Here is a 16,967-nt window from a genome sequence, read left to right on the forward strand (position 1 = left end):
CGGACGGCGAGATGAAGCGAAGGCAACAGCCGGACAGCCCATGCCGAGGCCCGCAGCCCCCTCTTCCCAGGTCCACAGCACACCAGCACAAACAGCAACGCCACCGGAGACCCTGCCGATGAACACCAACCCGCCCCCGCCGCGCGGCGGCATCGTGGATGCCAACTACCGCTTCGTCGCCGCCTACCAGGAGGTGAATGCCCGCATCGCCCAGCGCCAGCAGGCGCTGGCGCTCTATGTGTCGCTGACCCTGGGCCTGCTGGCGGTGCTGGTGGCGATGCGGCCGCCGCGCGACGGCGCCGGCCTGCCGGTGGAATGGCTGCTGCCGGGCTTCCCGGTCACCTCCGCCTGCCTGGTGTTCCTGCACTACAAGGCGGAGCGCGCGCTGACCAACCTGCGCCGCTTCCTCGCCCGGCTGGAACGCCTGGGCGACGCCCACCTCGCCCTGCCCAGCTACAACACCGACCCGCGCTGGACCACCGGCGCCAACCGTGCCCGCCGCTATCACGACTATGCCTCCGCCACCCTGGTCGCCGCCGGCAACCTGCTCGCCCTCGCCGCCGCCCGGGGCGTGCATCCGGAGCGCATCGCCCTCAACCAGCCCATCTTCTGGATCGTCGCCGTCATCGGCCTGGGCTGCACCCTGGCCCTGCTGTGGATGCCGCGGCTGAGCTATCGGCCGGAGGGCGGGGCCGAGGCTTGAGAACGCCTCTTCATTTAAAGAAGCGTTCCAGCAGTACAAGCTGCTGCTCGCTCAAGTGCTCATCCACGGTCTCGTCACAGATCCAGCGGATCAGATCGGCCTCCTTCGCCTTCAGACGGGTCGCCGCCTGCTTCACCTTGGCCCTTACGCCGAACCCAAGGGAATCCCGCGGGCGCCCGAGCCACAAGGCGGTGGTCTCCGTTCCGCTTGCCGGCACGACCCGCAGGCGTTTGCAGGCATCGCCAAAGAAGAAGACGATCTCCAGGCCGGTCTCGACAGCTGCCCACATAGAAACCCCGGCCGCGCGCGCCTACCGTGTTCAACGCGGATCAATGCCCCCGACCATCATCGATCGCGCCGACTTGATGCCGCAGCCGTGAAAACCGATGAAGTCGTAGCCCTTGCTGGCGTACGACAAAGTCATCATCTTCAGATACCCGGTACTGCCTGCCAGCGAGCGCTCCAGCATGCGGACGTCCCACCGGTCGGTCCGCGGAACGCCGGGATGGGGTAGCTGGGTCAGCGAGAAGTCCAGTCCCATCTCCATCACACCGTCGGCGCCACACGTCTGGCACGTGGGCACCCGCAGGGGCTCGCCGGGATCGAGATCGAAGACATGGCTCGCATTGCAGCTCGGACAATTCACTCGCCTACTCGGCATGGCCACCCCCTATTCCATTCGGCTGAAAGAGAGCCATATAGCCGAAATGCATTCGAAACAGAATCAAGCCCAAGCCGTGCTCATGGATGCCTTTCGAGTATTCCAACCTCATCGAGCAACATGCCTCCGGCCCATCCGGAAGCGCCGCACCTCCCCGCCGAAACCACCTCACGATGGCAAAGCCGGACGGCGGCGGACATACTGACCCCCGCCTTGTTTCCAGCGAGTCCGCCATGCCCCGTTTCGCCGCCAACCTCAGCCTGTTGTTCACCGAAGTGGATTTTCTCCAGCGCTATGCCGCCGCGGCCAAAGCCGGCTTCGACGCGGTGGAGTGCCAGTTTCCCTATGCCTGGCCAGTCGAGCAGCATGTGGAGGAATTGCAGCGCCACCGCCTGTCCCTGGTGCTCCACAACCTGCCGGCGGGAGACTGGAGCAGCGGCGAGCGCGGCATCGCCTGCCTGCCGGGGCGGGAGGAAGAGTTCCAGGAGGGCGTGGGCCAGGCCATCGAATACGCTCGCGCGCTGGGCTGCCGGCAACTGAACTGCCTCGCCGGGCTGGCGCCGGCGGATGCCGACCCGGACGAGTTGTTCGAGACCTTCACCGACAACCTGCGCTTCGCCGCCGCCGCGCTGGAGGCGGAGGGCATGAACCTGTTGATCGAACCGATCAACCAGTACGACATCCCCGGCTTCTATCTGCACACCACCCCCCAGGCGCTGGAGGTGATGGACGAAGTGGGCGCCGACAACCTCTATCTGCAATACGACGTCTATCACGCCCAGCGCAGCGAGGGCGAGCTGGCGGCAACCTTCGCCCGCCTGCAGCCCTGCATCGCCCATGTGCAGATCGCCGACAACCCGGGCCGCCACGAACCCGGCAGCGGCGAGATCAACTACCCCTTCCTGTTCCGCGAACTGGACCGGCTGGGCTACGACGGCTGGATAGGCTGCGAGTACATTCCGGCGGCAGGCACCGTTGCCGGGCTGGGCTGGCTGACGCAGGCGCGGGCAGCGGGATGAACGGGTGCGTGCTGAGCGTGAGCTGATGCGGAACGGAGCGGCTTCTGGCCGCTGAGCCGGGCGTCCGCTTGTGGCCCCCGGCGTCTTCCCTGAGCGGATATTCCGTCCAGCCACACGGTCAAGTCGCGGAACCACGGGGGTTTGCTCCCCTCTCCCCTCGCGGGAGAAGGAACGGAATTGGGGGCCATGGCGCTCGAATAACCGCAGGCGCCCTTGTGGGCGCTCCCTCTCCCCGGCCCCTCCAGGGGGAGGGAGCAAACCCCGGCGTCGAGCGCGGCTCGCGACAACAAGAGACGCCACACGGCCCCGCCCCTGAAACTGGAACCGACACCTGGGCTTTCTTCACCGCTGAGCTCGAAACCCCACTGCAGCCCGGCATCCCGCGGAACAGGCCGACGCTGCGCCCATCTCCCTGCTAAACCCGGAACCGCTCCACCTTGGTCTTCAGGCTCCCCGCCAGCCCCTGCAACTCGCTGGCAGTGCCAGCGGTGTTGCGTACCGACTGGCTGTTTTCCTCCGCCATCTGGGCAATGCGCTCGACGTTGCGGGCGATCTCGGCGCTGGCGCTGCTCTGCTCCTTCAGCGCCAGGGAAATGTCTCCGACCGCCTGCAGCACCTCGCGGGCGCGCTCGCCGATCTGGTTCATGGATGTGCCGGCACGTTCGGTGAGCGCCATGCCGTCCTGCACCTGGGCAACGCCGGCCTCCATCCGCGCCACCGCCTGCTCGGTGCCCTGCTGGATGGAGCCGGCCACCACGGTGATCTCCTGGGTCGCATGGGCGGTGCGCTCCGCCAGCTTGCGCACTTCATCCGCCACCACCGCGAAGCCGCGACCGCTCTCGCCGGCGCGGGCGGCCTCGATGGCAGCATTGAGTGCCAGCAGATTGGTCTGGTCGGCGATCTCCTTGATGGCATTCACCATGTCGCCAATGCTGCGGGCGCGCTCGCCCAGTTCGCGGATGGCCTCGGCGGAAGCGTTGGCCGCGTCGGCGATGCCGTGCATCTCGGCGGTGGAACGCGCCATCACCTCGCCGCCCTCCTCCGACAGCTTGCCGGAGAGTTCGGCCAGTTCATGCGCGGTGGCGGCGTGGCGGCTGATCTCGTCTATGCCCACCGTCATCTCCTGCACCGCGGCGGCCATGCCGGAGGCCGCCTCGCTCTGGGCGTCGGAGCCGCTGGCCACCTGCTGCGCCGACTCGGACAGGCGGGTGGAGGCCTCGCCCACCTGGCGGGCGCTGCCCTGGATCTCGCCGATCAGCGCCGCCACGTCGCGGGCCATGGCGTCGAACTGGTCGGCGACCTCATGCAGCTCGTCGCGGGCGGAGAACTCCACCCGCGAGCGGTAGTCGCCGGCGGCGAAGCGCCGGGCGCCGGCGCTCAGTTCCCGTACTGAGCGCAGGATGGAGAAGTAGATGCCGGCGAGCAGGTAGGCTGCCACCAGCAGCGCCACCGCCGACACCGCGATGCCGATGAGCAGTTGCCCCCGCAGGTGCCCCAGGCGCTCGTCCAGCAGCTCGCCCACCGCCGGCAGCATATGCTGGCGATAGCCCTTGACCACACTGTCGATGGCGGCGGTGCCCAGGGCGAAGAACTCCGCCGGCTTCATGCCGAAGCCGCCATTCACCAGCTCGCGCCGGGTGGCCTCGGCGAGGGCGCCAACGCCGCTATTCACCTCGGCCATCACGCCGGACAGGCTGGCGGCCAGGGCCGGCGAGATGCTGCCGGCGCCCGCCAGGCGGACGCGCAGCTGCGTCTGGCTCTGTTCCAGCTGGGCTAGCTGGGCGACCAGCGCATGCTCATCCTCCCGGCTGGCCTGGCCGCGGGCCATCACACCCGTGCCGCGCCCGCGCAGCCGCCCGAGGCGCTCGGTGACTTCCGGCACGGAATGCAGCATGGCGTCGATGAGATTGACGCCTTGCGGCTCGGAATGCAGCGTCAGCCCGGTGACGTCGCCCAGTTCGCCCAGCCACATCAGCACGCCTTCCACCGCCTGGGTATGGAGGCGGAAGTTCTCGGCTGCCAGCAGGTTCAGGCCGTCGGTGGCGAGGCGATCCAGCTGGCCGCGCAATGTTTGCCAGCCGGGCAGCAGCGGCTGCCAGCGCCCGTCGGCGGCAAGGCTGCGTTCGACATCGCCCAGGGCACTGCGCAAGGCCGCCGCCTTCTCCGCCTGCTGCGGCTTCAGTTCGGCGCTGCCGCCCAGCACCCCGGCGGACAGGCCGCGGTGCTGCTGGGCCAGCAGCAAGGCGGACATGGTCTGATCGAGCAGATCCAGCCCGGCCCTTTCCCGTTCGGCAACGAGGATGCTGCCGTTGAACTGGTGGTAAACCTGGTACAGCAAGGTAGCGGCGGCAAGCCCGAATGCCAGCGCGACCAGCAGGAACTTGACCGGATAGCGCAGCTTGTCGAGCAGCAGCACGGCGGGCATGAAGAAGGTGGACATGGCGTCTCCCGGAGTACCGGCCTGTCGCGCCGGCACTCGCCATCGATGAATGCTCAACCCAAGGGGATACCCGGAGCAGCCCGGCCAGTCCGTTAACGGCACTGGCCGGTTCCAGTTTAGACGCCGGCCTGAGCCGGCGCTGCCCATACGGCATTAAACCGCGAGCGCGGCGGAACGCTGAATGTCCGGGATCAATTACAGCGGGGACGGCGGATGATCAACCGTCTAACCGTGCACCAGCACGCCGTCGTCCAGCCGCAGGGTGCGCTGGGCGCGGCGGGCGAGGTTGTCGTCGTGGGTGACGATGATGAAGCTGGTGGCATGGCGCTCGTTGAGCGACAGCATGAGGTCGAACACCGATTCGGCGGTGCGGCGGTCCAGGTTGCCGGTGGGCTCGTCGGCCAGCACGCAGGCCGGCTCGGTGACCAGCGCGCGGGCGATGGCGGCACGCTGGCGCTCGCCGCCGGAAAGCTCGCCAGGAGCATGGTCCAGCCGGTGGCCGAGTCCGACCTCGCGCAGCATGGCGGCGGCGCGCTCGTTGGCTTCGGCCTTGGGCAGGCGGCGGATGTACAGCGGCATGGCCACGTTCTCCAGCGCGCTGAACTCGGCCAGCAGGTGATGGAACTGGTAGACGAAGCCCAGCTTGCGGTTGCGCACCTCGCCGCGGGCGGCGTCGGACATGCGGGAGAAGTCCTGCCCCTCCAGCGCCACCGTGCCGCCGCTGGGCACGTCCAGCCCGCCCAGCAGGTGCAGCAGCGTGCTCTTGCCGGAGCCGGAGCTGCCGACGATGGACAGGCGCTCGCCGCGCGCCACCTGCAGGCTCACGCCGCGCAGCACCTTCACCGCATCCGCGCCTTCGCGGAAGCTCTTCTCCAGGCCTTCGCAGGCCAGCACCGGGATGTCGTTCTCACTCATAGCGCAGGGCCTCCGCCGGGTTCACCCGCGATGCACGCCAGCTCGGATAGAGCGTGGCCACCAGCGTCAGCACGAAGGACACCGAGACGATGCTGATGACGTCCGCCGGCAACACCTTGGAGGGCAGTTCGTTGATGTAGTAGATCTCCTTGTTCCACAGCGTGGCGCCAGTGATGGCCTCCAGCGCCGGGATCACCACGTCCAGGTTGTGGGCGATGAGCAGGCCGCCGACCACGCCGGCGCCCAGGCCGACGAAGCCGATGATGGCGCCCTGCAGCACGAAGATGGCCATGATGGAGCCAGGGCTGGCGCCCAGGGTGCGCAGGATGGCGATGTCGGCGTACTTCTCCTGCACCGCCATCACCAGCGTGGACACGATGTTGAAGGCGGCGACGGCGACGATGAGGAAGAGGATGAGCGTCATCATGGTCTTCTCCAGCGCCACCGCGCGGAAGAAGTTGGCGTGGCTGCGCGTCCAATCCACCACCATGGCGTTGGGCGCATCCAGCGTGGCGGCCAGCTCGCGCGCCACCCGCGGCGCGGCGAAGAGGTCGTCCAGCTTCAACCGTACGCCGCTCACGCCGTCGCCCATGCGGTACAGCGCCTGGGCGTCGGCCAGGTGCATCAGGGCGAGGCCGGAATCGTACTCGTACATGCCGGCCTCGAAGATGCCGACCACCTCGAACTGCTTCACCCGCGGCAGCACGGCCGCCGGCGTCACCAGGCCCTGGGGCGCGATCAGCGTCACCTTGTCGCCCAGGCGCACCCGCAGCGCCAGGGCGAGGTCGCGGCCGAGCACGATGCCGAAGCGGCCGGGCTGTAGCGCATCCAGGCTGCCGGCCTTCATGTGGCGGCCGAAGTCAGCGACCTTGTCCTCCTCCGCCGGCAGGATGCCGCGCACCATGCTGCCGCGCACCACGTCTTCGAAGGACAGCAGGCCCTGCTCCTGCACATAGGGCGCGGCGGCCTGTACCGCCGGGTGCTGGCTGGCCTGATCGGCCACCCGCTGCCAGGCGGCGAGTTCGCCATCTAGGCTCTGCACCTGGATGTGGGAAGCGACGCCGAGGATGCGGGTGCGCAGCTCTTCCTGGAAGCCGTTCATCACCGACAGCACGACGATGAGGGCGGCGACGCCGAGCGCGATGCCCAGCATGGAGACCAGGGAGATGAAGGAAATGAAGCGGTTGCGGCCCTGCGCCCGCTTGCGCGAGCGGGTGTATCGCAGGCCGACGAGGAGTTCGTAGCGCATGGGCGTGGCGGGTTTGGTTGTACGGGCCCGCCGCGGGGGCAGAGCGGGCAAGCCCGGCATTGTGCCCGGTTCAGGCTTTTCGTGGCGGCTGGCGTGGCGGCGATGCCGCCTTCATTGCGGTGGTGGGGAGGGGCCGGCGGCGCCGGGCTCTCAGCCGGCCAGCGTTTCGCGCCAGCTCGCCCAGCTCATGCGCGGCATGTCCAGCTGGCGGTTGTAGGGCTGGTCGAACAGCACCTGGCGCCAGTCCGGCCGGCGGCTGCCACGGATGTCCGGGTTGTCGTCCACCAGGATGTCGCCATGCACCACCGTCTTGTCCTTGGTGAGGATGATGCGGTCGACAAAGTCCGCGCCCAGGTGACGCTCCACCCACTCGAACTTCTCGGTGACGCAGTTGCGGTACTGGTTGAGCGGCGCGGTGCAGATGCGCACGTCGTGGCCGGCCTCCAGCAGCCCGCGCACACCTTCGAGCGCGCCGGCGATGGGCGGCAGCTCGCGGTAGAAGCCGGGGGCGGTGTAGATGGCTTCCACCGCGCCGTACAACGCCTCCGGATAGTCGTCGCGCACATGCAGGCTGGTGCGGCACTCCAGGGCGACGGCGGGAAAATCATGGCCGGCCTGCTGCCAGGCGGCATGGAAGGCGCGCTCGAAGTCGGCGAGCACGCCGTCCTGGTCTATCAGTATCAGCATCTGAGGCGGGAGTCAGTTGGAAAGGAAATGGGGGGCGGATGCGGGCGGCCTTCAGCGGCCGCCGGCACGGTTGCGGCTGTCGCGCCGGCCGGCGTGAGCGGGTTTGCCCTGCCCGGGCCGCGGCGGCCGTCCGCCGCCAGGCTTGCCGCGCGCCGGAGCCGCATTGGGGCGCGCAGCGCCGCCTGCACGCGGGGGCGCTGCACGCTCGCCCTGGCGCGGACCGCTGCCGCGGCTGCGGTCCGCACCCGCCGGGTTCGCCGCCGCCGGCTGGCCACGCGGCACCAGGCAGTTGGGGCCATTGCCGATGAGGTCGGCGCGGCCCATGCGCAGCAGGCCCTCGCGCAGGATGGGCCAGTTCTCCGGGTCGTGCCAGCGCAGGAAGGCCTTGTGCAGCTTGCGGAGCTTGCCGGTGCGCACCGTCTCCACCGCCTCGGAATCCGCGCTCACCTTCTTCAGCGGGTTCTTGCGGCTGTGGTACATCGTGGTGGCCAGCGCCATCGGCGTCGGCAGGAAGGTCTGCACCTGGTCGAGGCGGAAATCGCGCTCCTTCAGCCACAGCGCCAGGTTGAGCATGTCTTCGTCGGTGGTGCCGGGGTGGGCGGCGATGAAGTAAGGCACCAGGTGCTGTTTCTTGCCGGCTTCCTTCGAATACTTTTCGAACAGCTTGCGGAAGGCTTCGTAGCTGCCCATGCCCGGCTTCATCATCTTCGACAGCGGGCCGTCCTCGCTATGCTCCGGGGCGATCTTGAGCAGACCGCTGACGTGGTGGGTCACCAGTTCCTTGACGTACTCCGGCGAGCGCACCGCCAAGTCGTAGCGCAGGCCGGAGCCTATGGTGATGCGCTTGATGCCGGGCAGCGCGCGGGCCTTGCGGTAGATCTGGATGAGCGGGCCGTGGTCGGTGCCCAGGTTCTCGCAGATGCCGGGATAGACGCAGGACAGGCGGCGACAGGAGCGCTCTATCTTCGGGTCCTTGCACGCCATGCGGTACATATTGGCGGTGGGGCCGCCGAGATCGGAGATGTGGCCCTTGAAGTCCGGCTGCTTGTCGCGGATCTCCTCGATCTCGCGCAGGATGGAGGCTTCCGAGCGGCTCTGGATGATGCGGCCCTCGTGCTCGGTGATGGAACAGAAGGTACAGCCGCCGAAGCAGCCGCGCATGATGTTCACCGAGAACTTGATCATGTCCCAGGCCGGGATGCGCGCACCGCCGTAGGAGGGGTGCGGCGCCCGTGCATAGGGCAGGCCATAGACGAAATCCATCTCCGGCGTGCTCAGCGGAATCGGCGGCGGGTTCAGCCACACCTCGCGCGCCCCCGGCCCGTCACCGTGGCGCTGCACCAGCGCGCGGGCGTTGCCGGGGTTGGACTCCAGGTGGAAGACGCGGGAAGCGTGGGCGTACAGCACCGGGTCGTCCTTCACCGCCTCGTAGGCCGGCAGGCGCACCACCGTGCGGCCGCGCTCGGCGCGGCGGGCGGCGACGCGCTCGGCCGCCGGCACGATGCGCACCGGCTGGGCGCCGTCGGCCGCGGGCGCGGCGGCCGGCACCGGCTCCATGGCGTAGGGGTCGGCATGCGGCTCGACGCGGCCGGGGCGGTCCAGGCTGAGGGAATCCACTTCGCTCCAGCCTTCCGGCAGCCAGCCCGGCCGCGCCATGAAGGCGGTGCCGCGCAGGTCGCGGATGGACTCGATGGGCTCGCCGCCGGCCAGCCGCAGCGTGAGGTCGATCAGCGCGCGCTCGGCATTGCCGAACAGCAGGATATCGGCCTTGGAGTCCGGCAGCACCGAGCGCCGCACCTTGTCCGACCAGTAGTCGTAATGGGCGATGCGGCGCAGCGAGGCTTCGATGCTGCCGATGACGATGTTGGCGTCCGGAAAGGCCTCGCGGGCACGCTGGGCGTAGACGGTGAGAGCGCGGTCCGGCCGCTTGTTGGCTTCGGCGTTCGGGGTGTAGGCGTCGTCGGAGCGGATCTTGCGGTCGGAGGTGTAGCGGTTGACCATGGAATCCATGTTGCCGGCGGTGATGCCGAAGTACAGCCGCGGCTTGCCCAGGGCGCGGAAGGGTTCGGCCGAGGTCCAGTCCGGCTGGCTGATGATGCCCACCCGCAGGCCGAGCGACTCCAGCAGGCGGCCGACCAGTGCCATGCCGAAGCTGGGGTGGTCGATGTAGGCGTCGCCGGTCACCAGCACCACGTCGCATTCCTTCCAGCCGAGCGCCTGCATTTCGGCGCGGGACATGGGCAGGAAGGGAGCGGGCTTGCGCGGCGGTGCGACGCGGGAAAACAGTTCTGCGGGCTGACTCATGATGGCCGCCATTGTATCGGCCGCCGCCTTGCTCAGGCGGCAGACTGCGGCTTTTTGCGTAACATGGCACGACCGCGGGCAGCCTCGCCCCTCAGGAAAATAACCATGCGAATCATGCGCCTATACTCCCGTTCCGTTTCCTTCCCCAACGGTCCCCAGCCGCGCTGGAACGGCTCCCGCAGCGCTTTCGCCTTGGCGCAGCCGAACCGTTCCGGCAGCAATCCGGCAGCCCTCTGGACCGCCCTGCTCTGCTTGCTGCTGCCGCGCAATCTCGTCCCGGCGCTGCTGGCCGTCCTCGCCCTGGCCGGCAACGGCGCCGCGCTGGCGCAGGTCAGCGAGGCGCCGATCAAGGTCGTCTATCACATCAGCGATGGCAGCGCCCAGGCGGCACGGGGGCTGGTAAACATCCAGAACCATCTGAACGCCGCGCCGGAAACCCGCATCACCGTGGTCACCCACGGGCCGGGCATCGATTTCCTGCTCGAAGGCGCCACCGACCCGCAGGGCCACGCCTTCACCGGCGCCATCGGCGCGCTGGCCGCCCGCGGCGTGGACTTCGTGGTGTGCAACAACACCCTGGTCGGCCGCGGCATTCCGGCGGACAAGGTGGTGCTGGAAGCGAAGGTGGTGCCCAGCGGCGTCGCCGAGGTGGCACGGCTGCAGGCGCGCGAAGGCTATGTCTACATCCGCCCCTGAAACCGCGCCCGCCGCCACCGCGCCGCGGCCGGGAGGCAAGGCCCCGCGTGCTAGACTCGCGCCCGCCCAAACCAGCCCCGGGCGACATCCCTAGATGCAGATCCACCTCGTTCTCCCCGGCCTGCTGTGGCCGGGCGCTCCCGCGATTTCCCCCACCGCCGGCCTCGCGCTGCCGGCGCTGTCGCGCCTGCTCGGCCGCGGCGAGCAGCAGATCGCCGATTTCGCGCCGCTGGACCGCCAGCTCGCCGCTCTGTTCGGCCTAGGCGAGGGCGAGCTGCCGCTGGCCGCGCTGCGCCGCCTGGGCGAAGCCGACGCGCCGGTGGACGTCACGACCGGCGAGCCGCCCGCCCAGTGGCTGTGCGCCGACCCGGTGCACCTGCACTTCGCCCGCGACCGCATGCTGCTCAGCGACTTCCCCGCCGAGGGCGACCCGCCGGATGCAGCGGAAACCGCCGCGCTGCTCGCCAGCCTCAACGACACCTTCGCCGACCTCGGCCGCTTCGAGGCGCCGACGCCGACGCCGGCGCGCTGGTACCTGCGCCTGGCCGCGCCCACCGAGGCCACGCTGTATCCGCTCAATGACGTCATCGGCCGGCCGATTGCGCCCTTCCTGCCCGAGGGCCGCGACGGCTTGATCTGGCAGCGGACCATGAACGAGCTGCAGATCGTGCTGCACAACCACCCGGTGAACCAGGCCCGCGAAGCCGCCGGCAGGCGCACGGTGAACAGCCTGTGGCTGTGGGGCGCAGGCGCCCTGCCCGGCACATTGAAGGCGCCGCAGCCCAGGGTGCAGGCCAGCGATCCGCTGCTGCGCGGCCTCGCCCGCGCCGCCGGCCTGACGCCCGCCGAACCCGATCCCGGCGCCGCCCTCGCCGCGCCCGCCACCGACACGCTGGTGGTGCTGGACAGCCTGCGCCGCCCGGCGCTGCAGCTGGACCTCGACGCCTGGCGCGCCGCGCTGGCCGACGTGGAGACGCGCTGGTTCGCCCCGCTCGCCGCCGCGCTGGACCAGGGCCGCCTCGCCGCCCTCACCCTCAGCGCCCCCGGCGACCGCCACACGCTGTCGCTACGGCTGGGCCGGCAGGCGCGCTGGAAGTTCTGGCGCCGGCCGCAGCCGCTGGACGCCCTCCTGAAAACCCTGGCTCCGCCGCCCGCGGCCCTGCCCACCGAGCCGCCGCCCGAGAACCCATGATCCAGATCCAGCCCCGCGCCATTTCCCAGCGCACCGTCGCCGCCCTGATGGATGCCGGCGTCCATCCCCTGCTCGCCCGCCTCTACGCCGCCCGCGGCATTCGCGCCCGCAACGAGCTGGACTACGGCCTGCGCGCCCTGCTGCCGCCGGACGCCCTCACCGGCACCCGCGAAGCGGCGGTGCTGCTGGCCGACGCCATCGAGGCCGGCGCGCGCATGGTCATCGTCGCCGACTACGACTGCGACGGCGCCACCGCCTGTGCGGTCGGCATCCGCGCGCTGCGCGCCTTCGGCGCCGATGTGCACTACCTGGTGCCGGACCGCGTCACCCTGGGCTACGGCCTCACCCCGGCCATGGTGGAGATCGCCGCCCGGCTGGAGCCGGATCTGCTCATCACGGTGGACAACGGCATCGCCAGCGTGGAAGGCATCGCCGCCGCCCGCGCCCACGGCATGGCCACGCTGATCACCGACCACCACCTGCCGGGCGACGAGCTGCCGGAGGCGGACGTCATCGTCAATCCCAACCAGCCCGGCTGCGATTTCCCCAGCAAGTGCCTGGCCGGCGTCGGCGCGATGTTCTACACCATGCTCGCGCTGCGCGCCGAGCTGCGGGAGCGCGGCGCTTTCGAGAACGGCCGCGAGCCCAACCTGGGCGACCTGCTGGACCTGGTGGCGCTGGGCACGGTGGCCGACGTGGTGAAGCTGGACCACAACAACCGCATCCTCGTCTCCCAGGGCCTGCAGCGCATGCGCGCCGGCCGCATGCAGCCCGGCATCCGCGCCCTGTTCGCCGCCGCCGGCCGCGACCCGGCGCGCGCCAGCGGCTTCGACCTCGGCTTCGCCCTCGGCCCCCGCCTGAACGCCGCCGGCCGCCTGTCGGACATGAGCCTGGGCATCGAATGCCTGATCACCGACGACCCCGGCCGCGCCCTCAACATCGCCCAGGAGCTGGACAAGCTGAACCGCGAGCGGCGCAGCATCGAGGCCGAGATGCAGGAAGAGGCCGCCGCCCGGCTGGAAGGCTTCGACGCCGAGGGCAACGCCTCCATCGCCCTGTTCGAGCCGGACTGGCACCAGGGCGTCATCGGCATCGTCGCCGGCCGCATCAAGGAAAGGCTGCACCGGCCGACGGTGGCCTTCGCGCGCGGCAACGAGGGCGAGCTGAAGGGCTCCGGCCGCTCCATTCCCGGCCTGCACCTGCGCGACGCGCTGGACTTGGTGACCAAGCGCCATCCCGACCTCATCGTGCGCTTCGGCGGCCACGCCATGGCCGCCGGCCTGACCATACGCGAGGCCGATTACCCACGCTTCCGCGAGGCCTTCGAAGAGGTCGTCTCCGGCCTGCTGGAGCCGGCCGACCTGCAGCGCCGCATCGAAACCGACGGCGCGCTGGAAACCGGCTACCTCAGCCTGGACTCCGCCCGCCTGCTGGACCAGGAAATCTGGGGCCAGGGCTTCCCTGCGCCGGTGTTCAACGACGTGTTCCGCGTCGAACGCCAGCGCCTGCTGAAGGAGCGCCACCTGAAGCTGGAGCTGGGCAAGCAGGGCAGCCGCTACGAGGCCATCCGCTTCAACCACGCCGACGGCGCGCCGGACACCATCCACGCCGCCTTCCGCCTGGCGGTGAACGAATACAACGGCGTCTCCAGCGTGCAACTGATGCTGGAACACTTCGAAGCGGCCTGAGCCGGGCCGCCGGCCAACAGCCTGCGGTTCAGGCCTCCGGCCCCACCCCAACTCCGCGCCGCTGCATGTCCTCCACCACCACCCACAAGGCATTGGTGGAGATCAACACCTCCAGCAGCGACAGCACCAGCGACACCGCCAGCGCGACGATGCTGACGCCGAACAGTACCTTGCCGGCCGTCTCGCCATGCATGAACAGCGCCAGCATGGCCAGCGCGCACAGCAGGAAGCTGAGCACGCCGAAGGACTGCATGTACTGGATCAGGTGGATGCGCCGCTTGAGGCCGGGAATCTGCCGCATCACCACCGCGCTGTCCTGCGCCGGCGCGGCATGCAGCTGGCGGATGACCTGCGCCAGCGTAAGGAAGCGGTTGGTGTAGGCGAGCAGCAGCAGCGAGATGGCGGGAAAGAGCAGCGCCGGGGTGGTGATGTCCATATGTCCTGGGCAGAAAAAAGCAGTATGAATGCTGGCCGGCCTTTCTTCCCGGCCGCTCAGCCGCTGATTGCTTGCGCCGTACCGAGAGGGCCGCCTGCGGGCCTTGCCGGTCGACGGCGGATTATCGTGTCGCCCGCCGCTGCGGGGCAATGCGCGGTTTTGCGGGGTTCCCCGGCGGCCGGCGGGCGCGGCCGGATACCGCTGCCCGGCGCATCCGCAAACAGCGTCAGGGCCGGGGAGCGCCCCCGGACGGCCGCCCACGGCGGAAAACATGGCAGCGGCGAGGGCGAGCGCGCCGCGCGCCGGTATAATGCCCGGTTTTCCGAAATCCCCCGGAGCCGCTCCATGGAAGCCGAACGCAAGAACGCCATCGCCCAGAAACTCGCCGACCTCGCGGAGCGGGGCCGGGAACTGCGGAGGTATCTTTGACTACGACGAGAAATCGTCGAAGCTCGAAGAAGTCAATCGCGCCCTGGAAGATCCGGCCGTCTGGAACGACGCCGCCCGCGCCCAGGAACTCGGCAAGGAAAAGCGCCAGCTCGAGGACGTGGTCCTCACGCTGCGGAACATCGAACAGCAATCCACCGATCTGAAGGATCTGTACGAGCTGGCCGACGCGGAAGACGACGAGGACACCTTCGTCGCCGTGGAGGCGGATCTCGGCGAGCTGGGCGCGCAGGTGGAAAAGCTGGAATTCCGCCGCATGTTCGCCAACCCGATGGACCCGAACGCCTGCTTCATCGAAATCCAGGCCGGCGCTGGCGGCACCGAGGCGCAGGACTGGGCCGGCATGCTGGAGCGGATGTACCTGCGCTACGGCGAAAAGAAGGGCTTCACCGTCGAGCTGATGGAAGAGACCGAAGGCGAAGTGGCCGGCATCAAGAACTGCACCATCAAGTTCAGCGGCGACTACGCCTACGGCTACCTGCGCACCGAAACCGGCATCCACCGCCTGGTGCGCAAGAGCCCCTTCGACTCCAACGCCCGCCGCCACACCAGCTTCACCTCGGTGTTCGTGTATCCGGAAGTGGATGACTCCATCGAGGTGGAAATCAACCCGGCGGACCTGCGCATCGACACCTACCGCGCTTCCGGCGCCGGCGGCCAGCACATCAACAAGACCGACTCCGCGGTGCGCATCACCCACGCGCCGACCGGCATCGTCGTGCAGTGCCAGAACGACCGCTCCCAGCACCGCAACAAGGACGAAGCCATGTCCATGCTGAAGGCGCGGCTGTACGAGCTGGAGCTGCGCAAGCGCCAGGCCGAGCAGCAGAAGCTGGAGGATGCCAAGAGCGACATCGGCTGGGGCCACCAGATCCGCAGCTATGTGCTGGACCAGTCGCGCATCAAGGATCTGCGCACCGGCTACGAAGTGGGCAATACCCAGGCGGTGCTGGACGGCGACCTGGACGATTTCATCGCCGCCAGCCTGAAGCAGGGCGTGTGAGCCCGGGCGCGGGGGCCGGCATGCAGCGCTCGCCGCGCTCGCGCCTCCGCCCGCCGTTCCGCGGCTGCGTCGCCGCTCATCCGGCACGCGGCACAAACCGAAGCACGAATACCCGCAACGCCGAACAACGGCCCCTGCCTCCGCCCCCGGCCCAGCCGCGGGCGGGTTTCTTCAATCCAGCCAGGCCCGGCCCTTGAACGACAACCCCACCCTGCTCTCCGACTTCCTCGCCCCCGGCGTGGACGCCGACGAAGTGCCCGAACTGGCCGCGCTGTCCGCCGCGCGGCCGATGCTGGACGCCTTCATCACCCTGTTCCGCGGCACCGAGGCGGAGGTGCTGATGCGCCTGCTGGTGCTGCGCGAAATCGGCCAGGAGGCCGAGGTGCCGCGCTGGTCGCCGGAAGCGCTGCGCGCCCGCTTCGCCTACCTCGACCCGGTGAAGCTGGAAACGGTGCTCAAGCGCCTGCGCGACAACGCCCTGCTTTCCATCGGCGAGGACGGCAACTACTTCCTCTCCGACATCGGCCGCAACGCGGTGGCGGCGCTGGTGATGCTGCTGCGCTTCGGCGAGGAAGAGGACGCGGAACTGGGCTTCCTCACCGCCCAGCTCGCCGGCCTGCAGGCGGTGGGCAGCGTGACGCCGGAAGCGCTCGGCCACCTGCTGTCCAAGCTCAACGACCTGTCCTGGCATTTCGAGGAAGCCATCGCCTCCGGCTCGGAATTCCGCATCGTCGACGCCCGCCGCCGGCTCTCTGCCAACGGCCGCTGGCTGGAGCGCGGTACCGACATCCTCAACCAGCTGCTGGCCGACCCGGAGGTGTCCTTCGACATCGCTCGCATCGCCCAGCGCATCGGCCTTGCCCAGTCGCGCCTGGCGCGGGTGGATGCCGCCTTCCAGCGCGCGCTGAACAAGATCGAATCGCAGCGGGTCACGCTGGGTGGCTCCGGCATCTCGTCGTCGGACGTCGCCGCCTGGCTGCGCAAGCAGGATGTCGCCAGCCTCGCCGGCCTGCTGGCCGACGCGGTTTCCGCCATTCCCGACCCGGCGCTGCTGGCCGGCGGCCATGAATTGCTGGACCGCGCCGAAGCAGTGCTGGACGGCCAGGCCAACGCCATCGACGCCGCCACCCCCCTGCCGCCGGCCGACCTCGCGCCGGTGGCCAGCGCGCCGCCCACCGAGGATCTCGCCCTGCTGGAACACTTCACCGGCCGGCTGGAAGGCCTGCCGGCGCCGCAGCCGCTGCATGCGGTGATCGCGGGCGGCGGCTTCGGCCCGGCCAGCTACCGCCTGTCGCTGCTCGCCCTGCTGGCCGACGGCGAGGACGCCAGCCCGGAAGAAGGCCCCGTCGGCGATTTCATGCGCCTGCCGCTGGACGTGGTTTTCAACGACACGCTGACGCCGGTGGGCGAGGACGAGATCGCCGCGATGACCCTGGGCGAAGTGCGCCCGCGCGGCGCGGCAAGCCCTGTGCCCGCCACCGACGCCGTCGATGCCGACGGCGCCCCGCTGATTTCCCCCTGAGCCGC

At 69.6% G+C, this 16,967-nt stretch carries 15 protein-coding genes; 7 read left to right on the plus strand and 8 right to left on the minus strand.

Translation table 11 applies throughout. The annotated features are described in order from the left end of the window. Positions 1-118: 118 nt before the first annotated feature. Complete coding sequence (locus C7389_RS01550; RefSeq protein ID WP_133587667.1) at positions 119-703, plus strand: hypothetical protein; 585 nt, start codon at positions 119-121, stop codon at positions 701-703. 10 nt (positions 704-713) lie between these two features. Here the strand turns inward: C7389_RS01550 and C7389_RS01555 are convergent, their stop codons facing one another. Both C7389_RS01555 and C7389_RS01560 read right to left on the minus strand, forming a co-directional pair. Continuing rightward, positions 714-992: a hypothetical protein gene (locus C7389_RS01555; RefSeq protein WP_133587669.1), complete on the minus strand. Its 279-nt coding sequence runs from the start codon at positions 990-992 to the stop codon at positions 714-716. 30 nt (positions 993-1,022) lie between these two features. Then, entirely contained in the window at positions 1,023-1,244 is a 222-nt protein-coding gene (locus tag C7389_RS01560; RefSeq protein WP_133587671.1) for a hypothetical protein, read from the minus strand. A gap of 353 nt (positions 1,245-1,597) precedes the next feature. On the opposite strand from C7389_RS01560, the gene hyi reads away from it, so the two are divergent. Next, the gene (gene hyi / locus C7389_RS01565) at positions 1,598-2,383 is read left to right on the plus strand and encodes a hydroxypyruvate isomerase (RefSeq protein WP_133587673.1); all 786 of its coding nucleotides are present in this window, start codon (positions 1,598-1,600) and stop codon (positions 2,381-2,383) included. A gap of 415 nt (positions 2,384-2,798) precedes the next feature. On the opposite strand, the gene C7389_RS01570 is transcribed toward hyi, so the two are convergent. The 5 genes from C7389_RS01570 to C7389_RS01590 all read right to left on the minus strand — a co-directional run bounded on the left by C7389_RS01570 (position 2,799) and on the right by C7389_RS01590 (position 9,912). Next, complete coding sequence (locus C7389_RS01570; protein WP_133587675.1) at positions 2,799-4,823, minus strand: methyl-accepting chemotaxis protein; 2,025 nt, start codon at positions 4,821-4,823, stop codon at positions 2,799-2,801. Positions 4,824-5,048: 225 nt separating this feature from the next. Then, the gene (lolD, locus tag C7389_RS01575; protein WP_133587677.1) at positions 5,049-5,738 is read right to left on the minus strand and encodes a lipoprotein-releasing ABC transporter ATP-binding protein LolD; all 690 of its coding nucleotides are present in this window, start codon (positions 5,736-5,738) and stop codon (positions 5,049-5,051) included. Then, a complete protein-coding gene (locus C7389_RS01580) occupies positions 5,731-6,987 on the minus strand; it encodes a lipoprotein-releasing ABC transporter permease subunit (protein ID WP_133587679.1) in 1,257 nt (418 codons plus the stop codon). The genes lolD and C7389_RS01580 overlap by 8 nt, the downstream gene beginning before the upstream one ends. 150 nt (positions 6,988-7,137) lie before the next feature. Further along, positions 7,138-7,674 carry a 5' nucleotidase, NT5C type gene (locus tag C7389_RS01585; RefSeq protein WP_133587681.1) on the minus strand — a complete coding sequence of 179 codons (537 nt, stop codon included), beginning with the start codon at positions 7,672-7,674 and terminating at the stop codon, positions 7,138-7,140. Positions 7,675-7,725: 51 nt separating this feature from the next. Continuing rightward, entirely contained in the window at positions 7,726-9,912 is a 2,187-nt protein-coding gene (locus tag C7389_RS01590) for a YgiQ family radical SAM protein (protein WP_246034599.1), read from the minus strand. 171 nt (positions 9,913-10,083) lie between these two features. Between C7389_RS01590 and C7389_RS01595 the strand changes: the two genes are divergently transcribed. From C7389_RS01595 to recJ, 3 genes are all read left to right on the plus strand, one after another. Further along, entirely contained in the window at positions 10,084-10,674 is a 591-nt protein-coding gene (locus tag C7389_RS01595) for a DsrE family protein (RefSeq protein ID WP_211168149.1), read from the plus strand. Between the two features lie 94 nt (positions 10,675-10,768). Next, positions 10,769-11,866 (plus strand): hypothetical protein, encoded by a 1,098-nt coding sequence (locus C7389_RS01600; RefSeq protein ID WP_133587685.1) that lies wholly within the window; start codon positions 10,769-10,771, stop codon positions 11,864-11,866. Then, complete coding sequence (recJ, locus tag C7389_RS01605) at positions 11,863-13,554, plus strand: single-stranded-DNA-specific exonuclease RecJ (RefSeq protein ID WP_133587687.1); 1,692 nt, start codon at positions 11,863-11,865, stop codon at positions 13,552-13,554. Before C7389_RS01600 ends, recJ begins: the two co-directional genes overlap by 4 nt. A gap of 28 nt (positions 13,555-13,582) precedes the next feature. Here recJ and C7389_RS01610 read toward each other — a convergent pair whose 3' ends face one another. Continuing rightward, positions 13,583-13,990 (minus strand): DUF2721 domain-containing protein, encoded by a 408-nt coding sequence (locus tag C7389_RS01610; protein WP_133587689.1) that lies wholly within the window; start codon positions 13,988-13,990, stop codon positions 13,583-13,585. A 345-nt stretch (positions 13,991-14,335) separates the two neighbouring features. Here C7389_RS01610 and prfB point away from each other — a divergent pair. Next, positions 14,336-15,440, plus strand: a protein-coding gene (gene prfB, locus C7389_RS01615; RefSeq protein ID WP_133587691.1) for a peptide chain release factor 2 whose coding sequence is annotated in 2 segments (ribosomal slippage) — positions 14,336-14,416 and positions 14,418-15,440 — 1,104 coding nt in all. Because the reading frame shifts where the segments join, the coding sequence is not laid out codon by codon here. Positions 15,441-15,633: 193 nt separating this feature from the next. Next, the gene (locus tag C7389_RS01620) at positions 15,634-16,962 is read left to right on the plus strand and encodes a hypothetical protein (RefSeq protein ID WP_246034588.1); all 1,329 of its coding nucleotides are present in this window, start codon (positions 15,634-15,636) and stop codon (positions 16,960-16,962) included. Positions 16,963-16,967 lie beyond the last annotated feature (5 nt).

This window comes from Azoarcus indigens (assembly GCF_004361735.1).
GTDB classification, from domain to species: domain Bacteria; phylum Pseudomonadota; class Gammaproteobacteria; order Burkholderiales; family Rhodocyclaceae; genus Azoarcus; species Azoarcus indigens.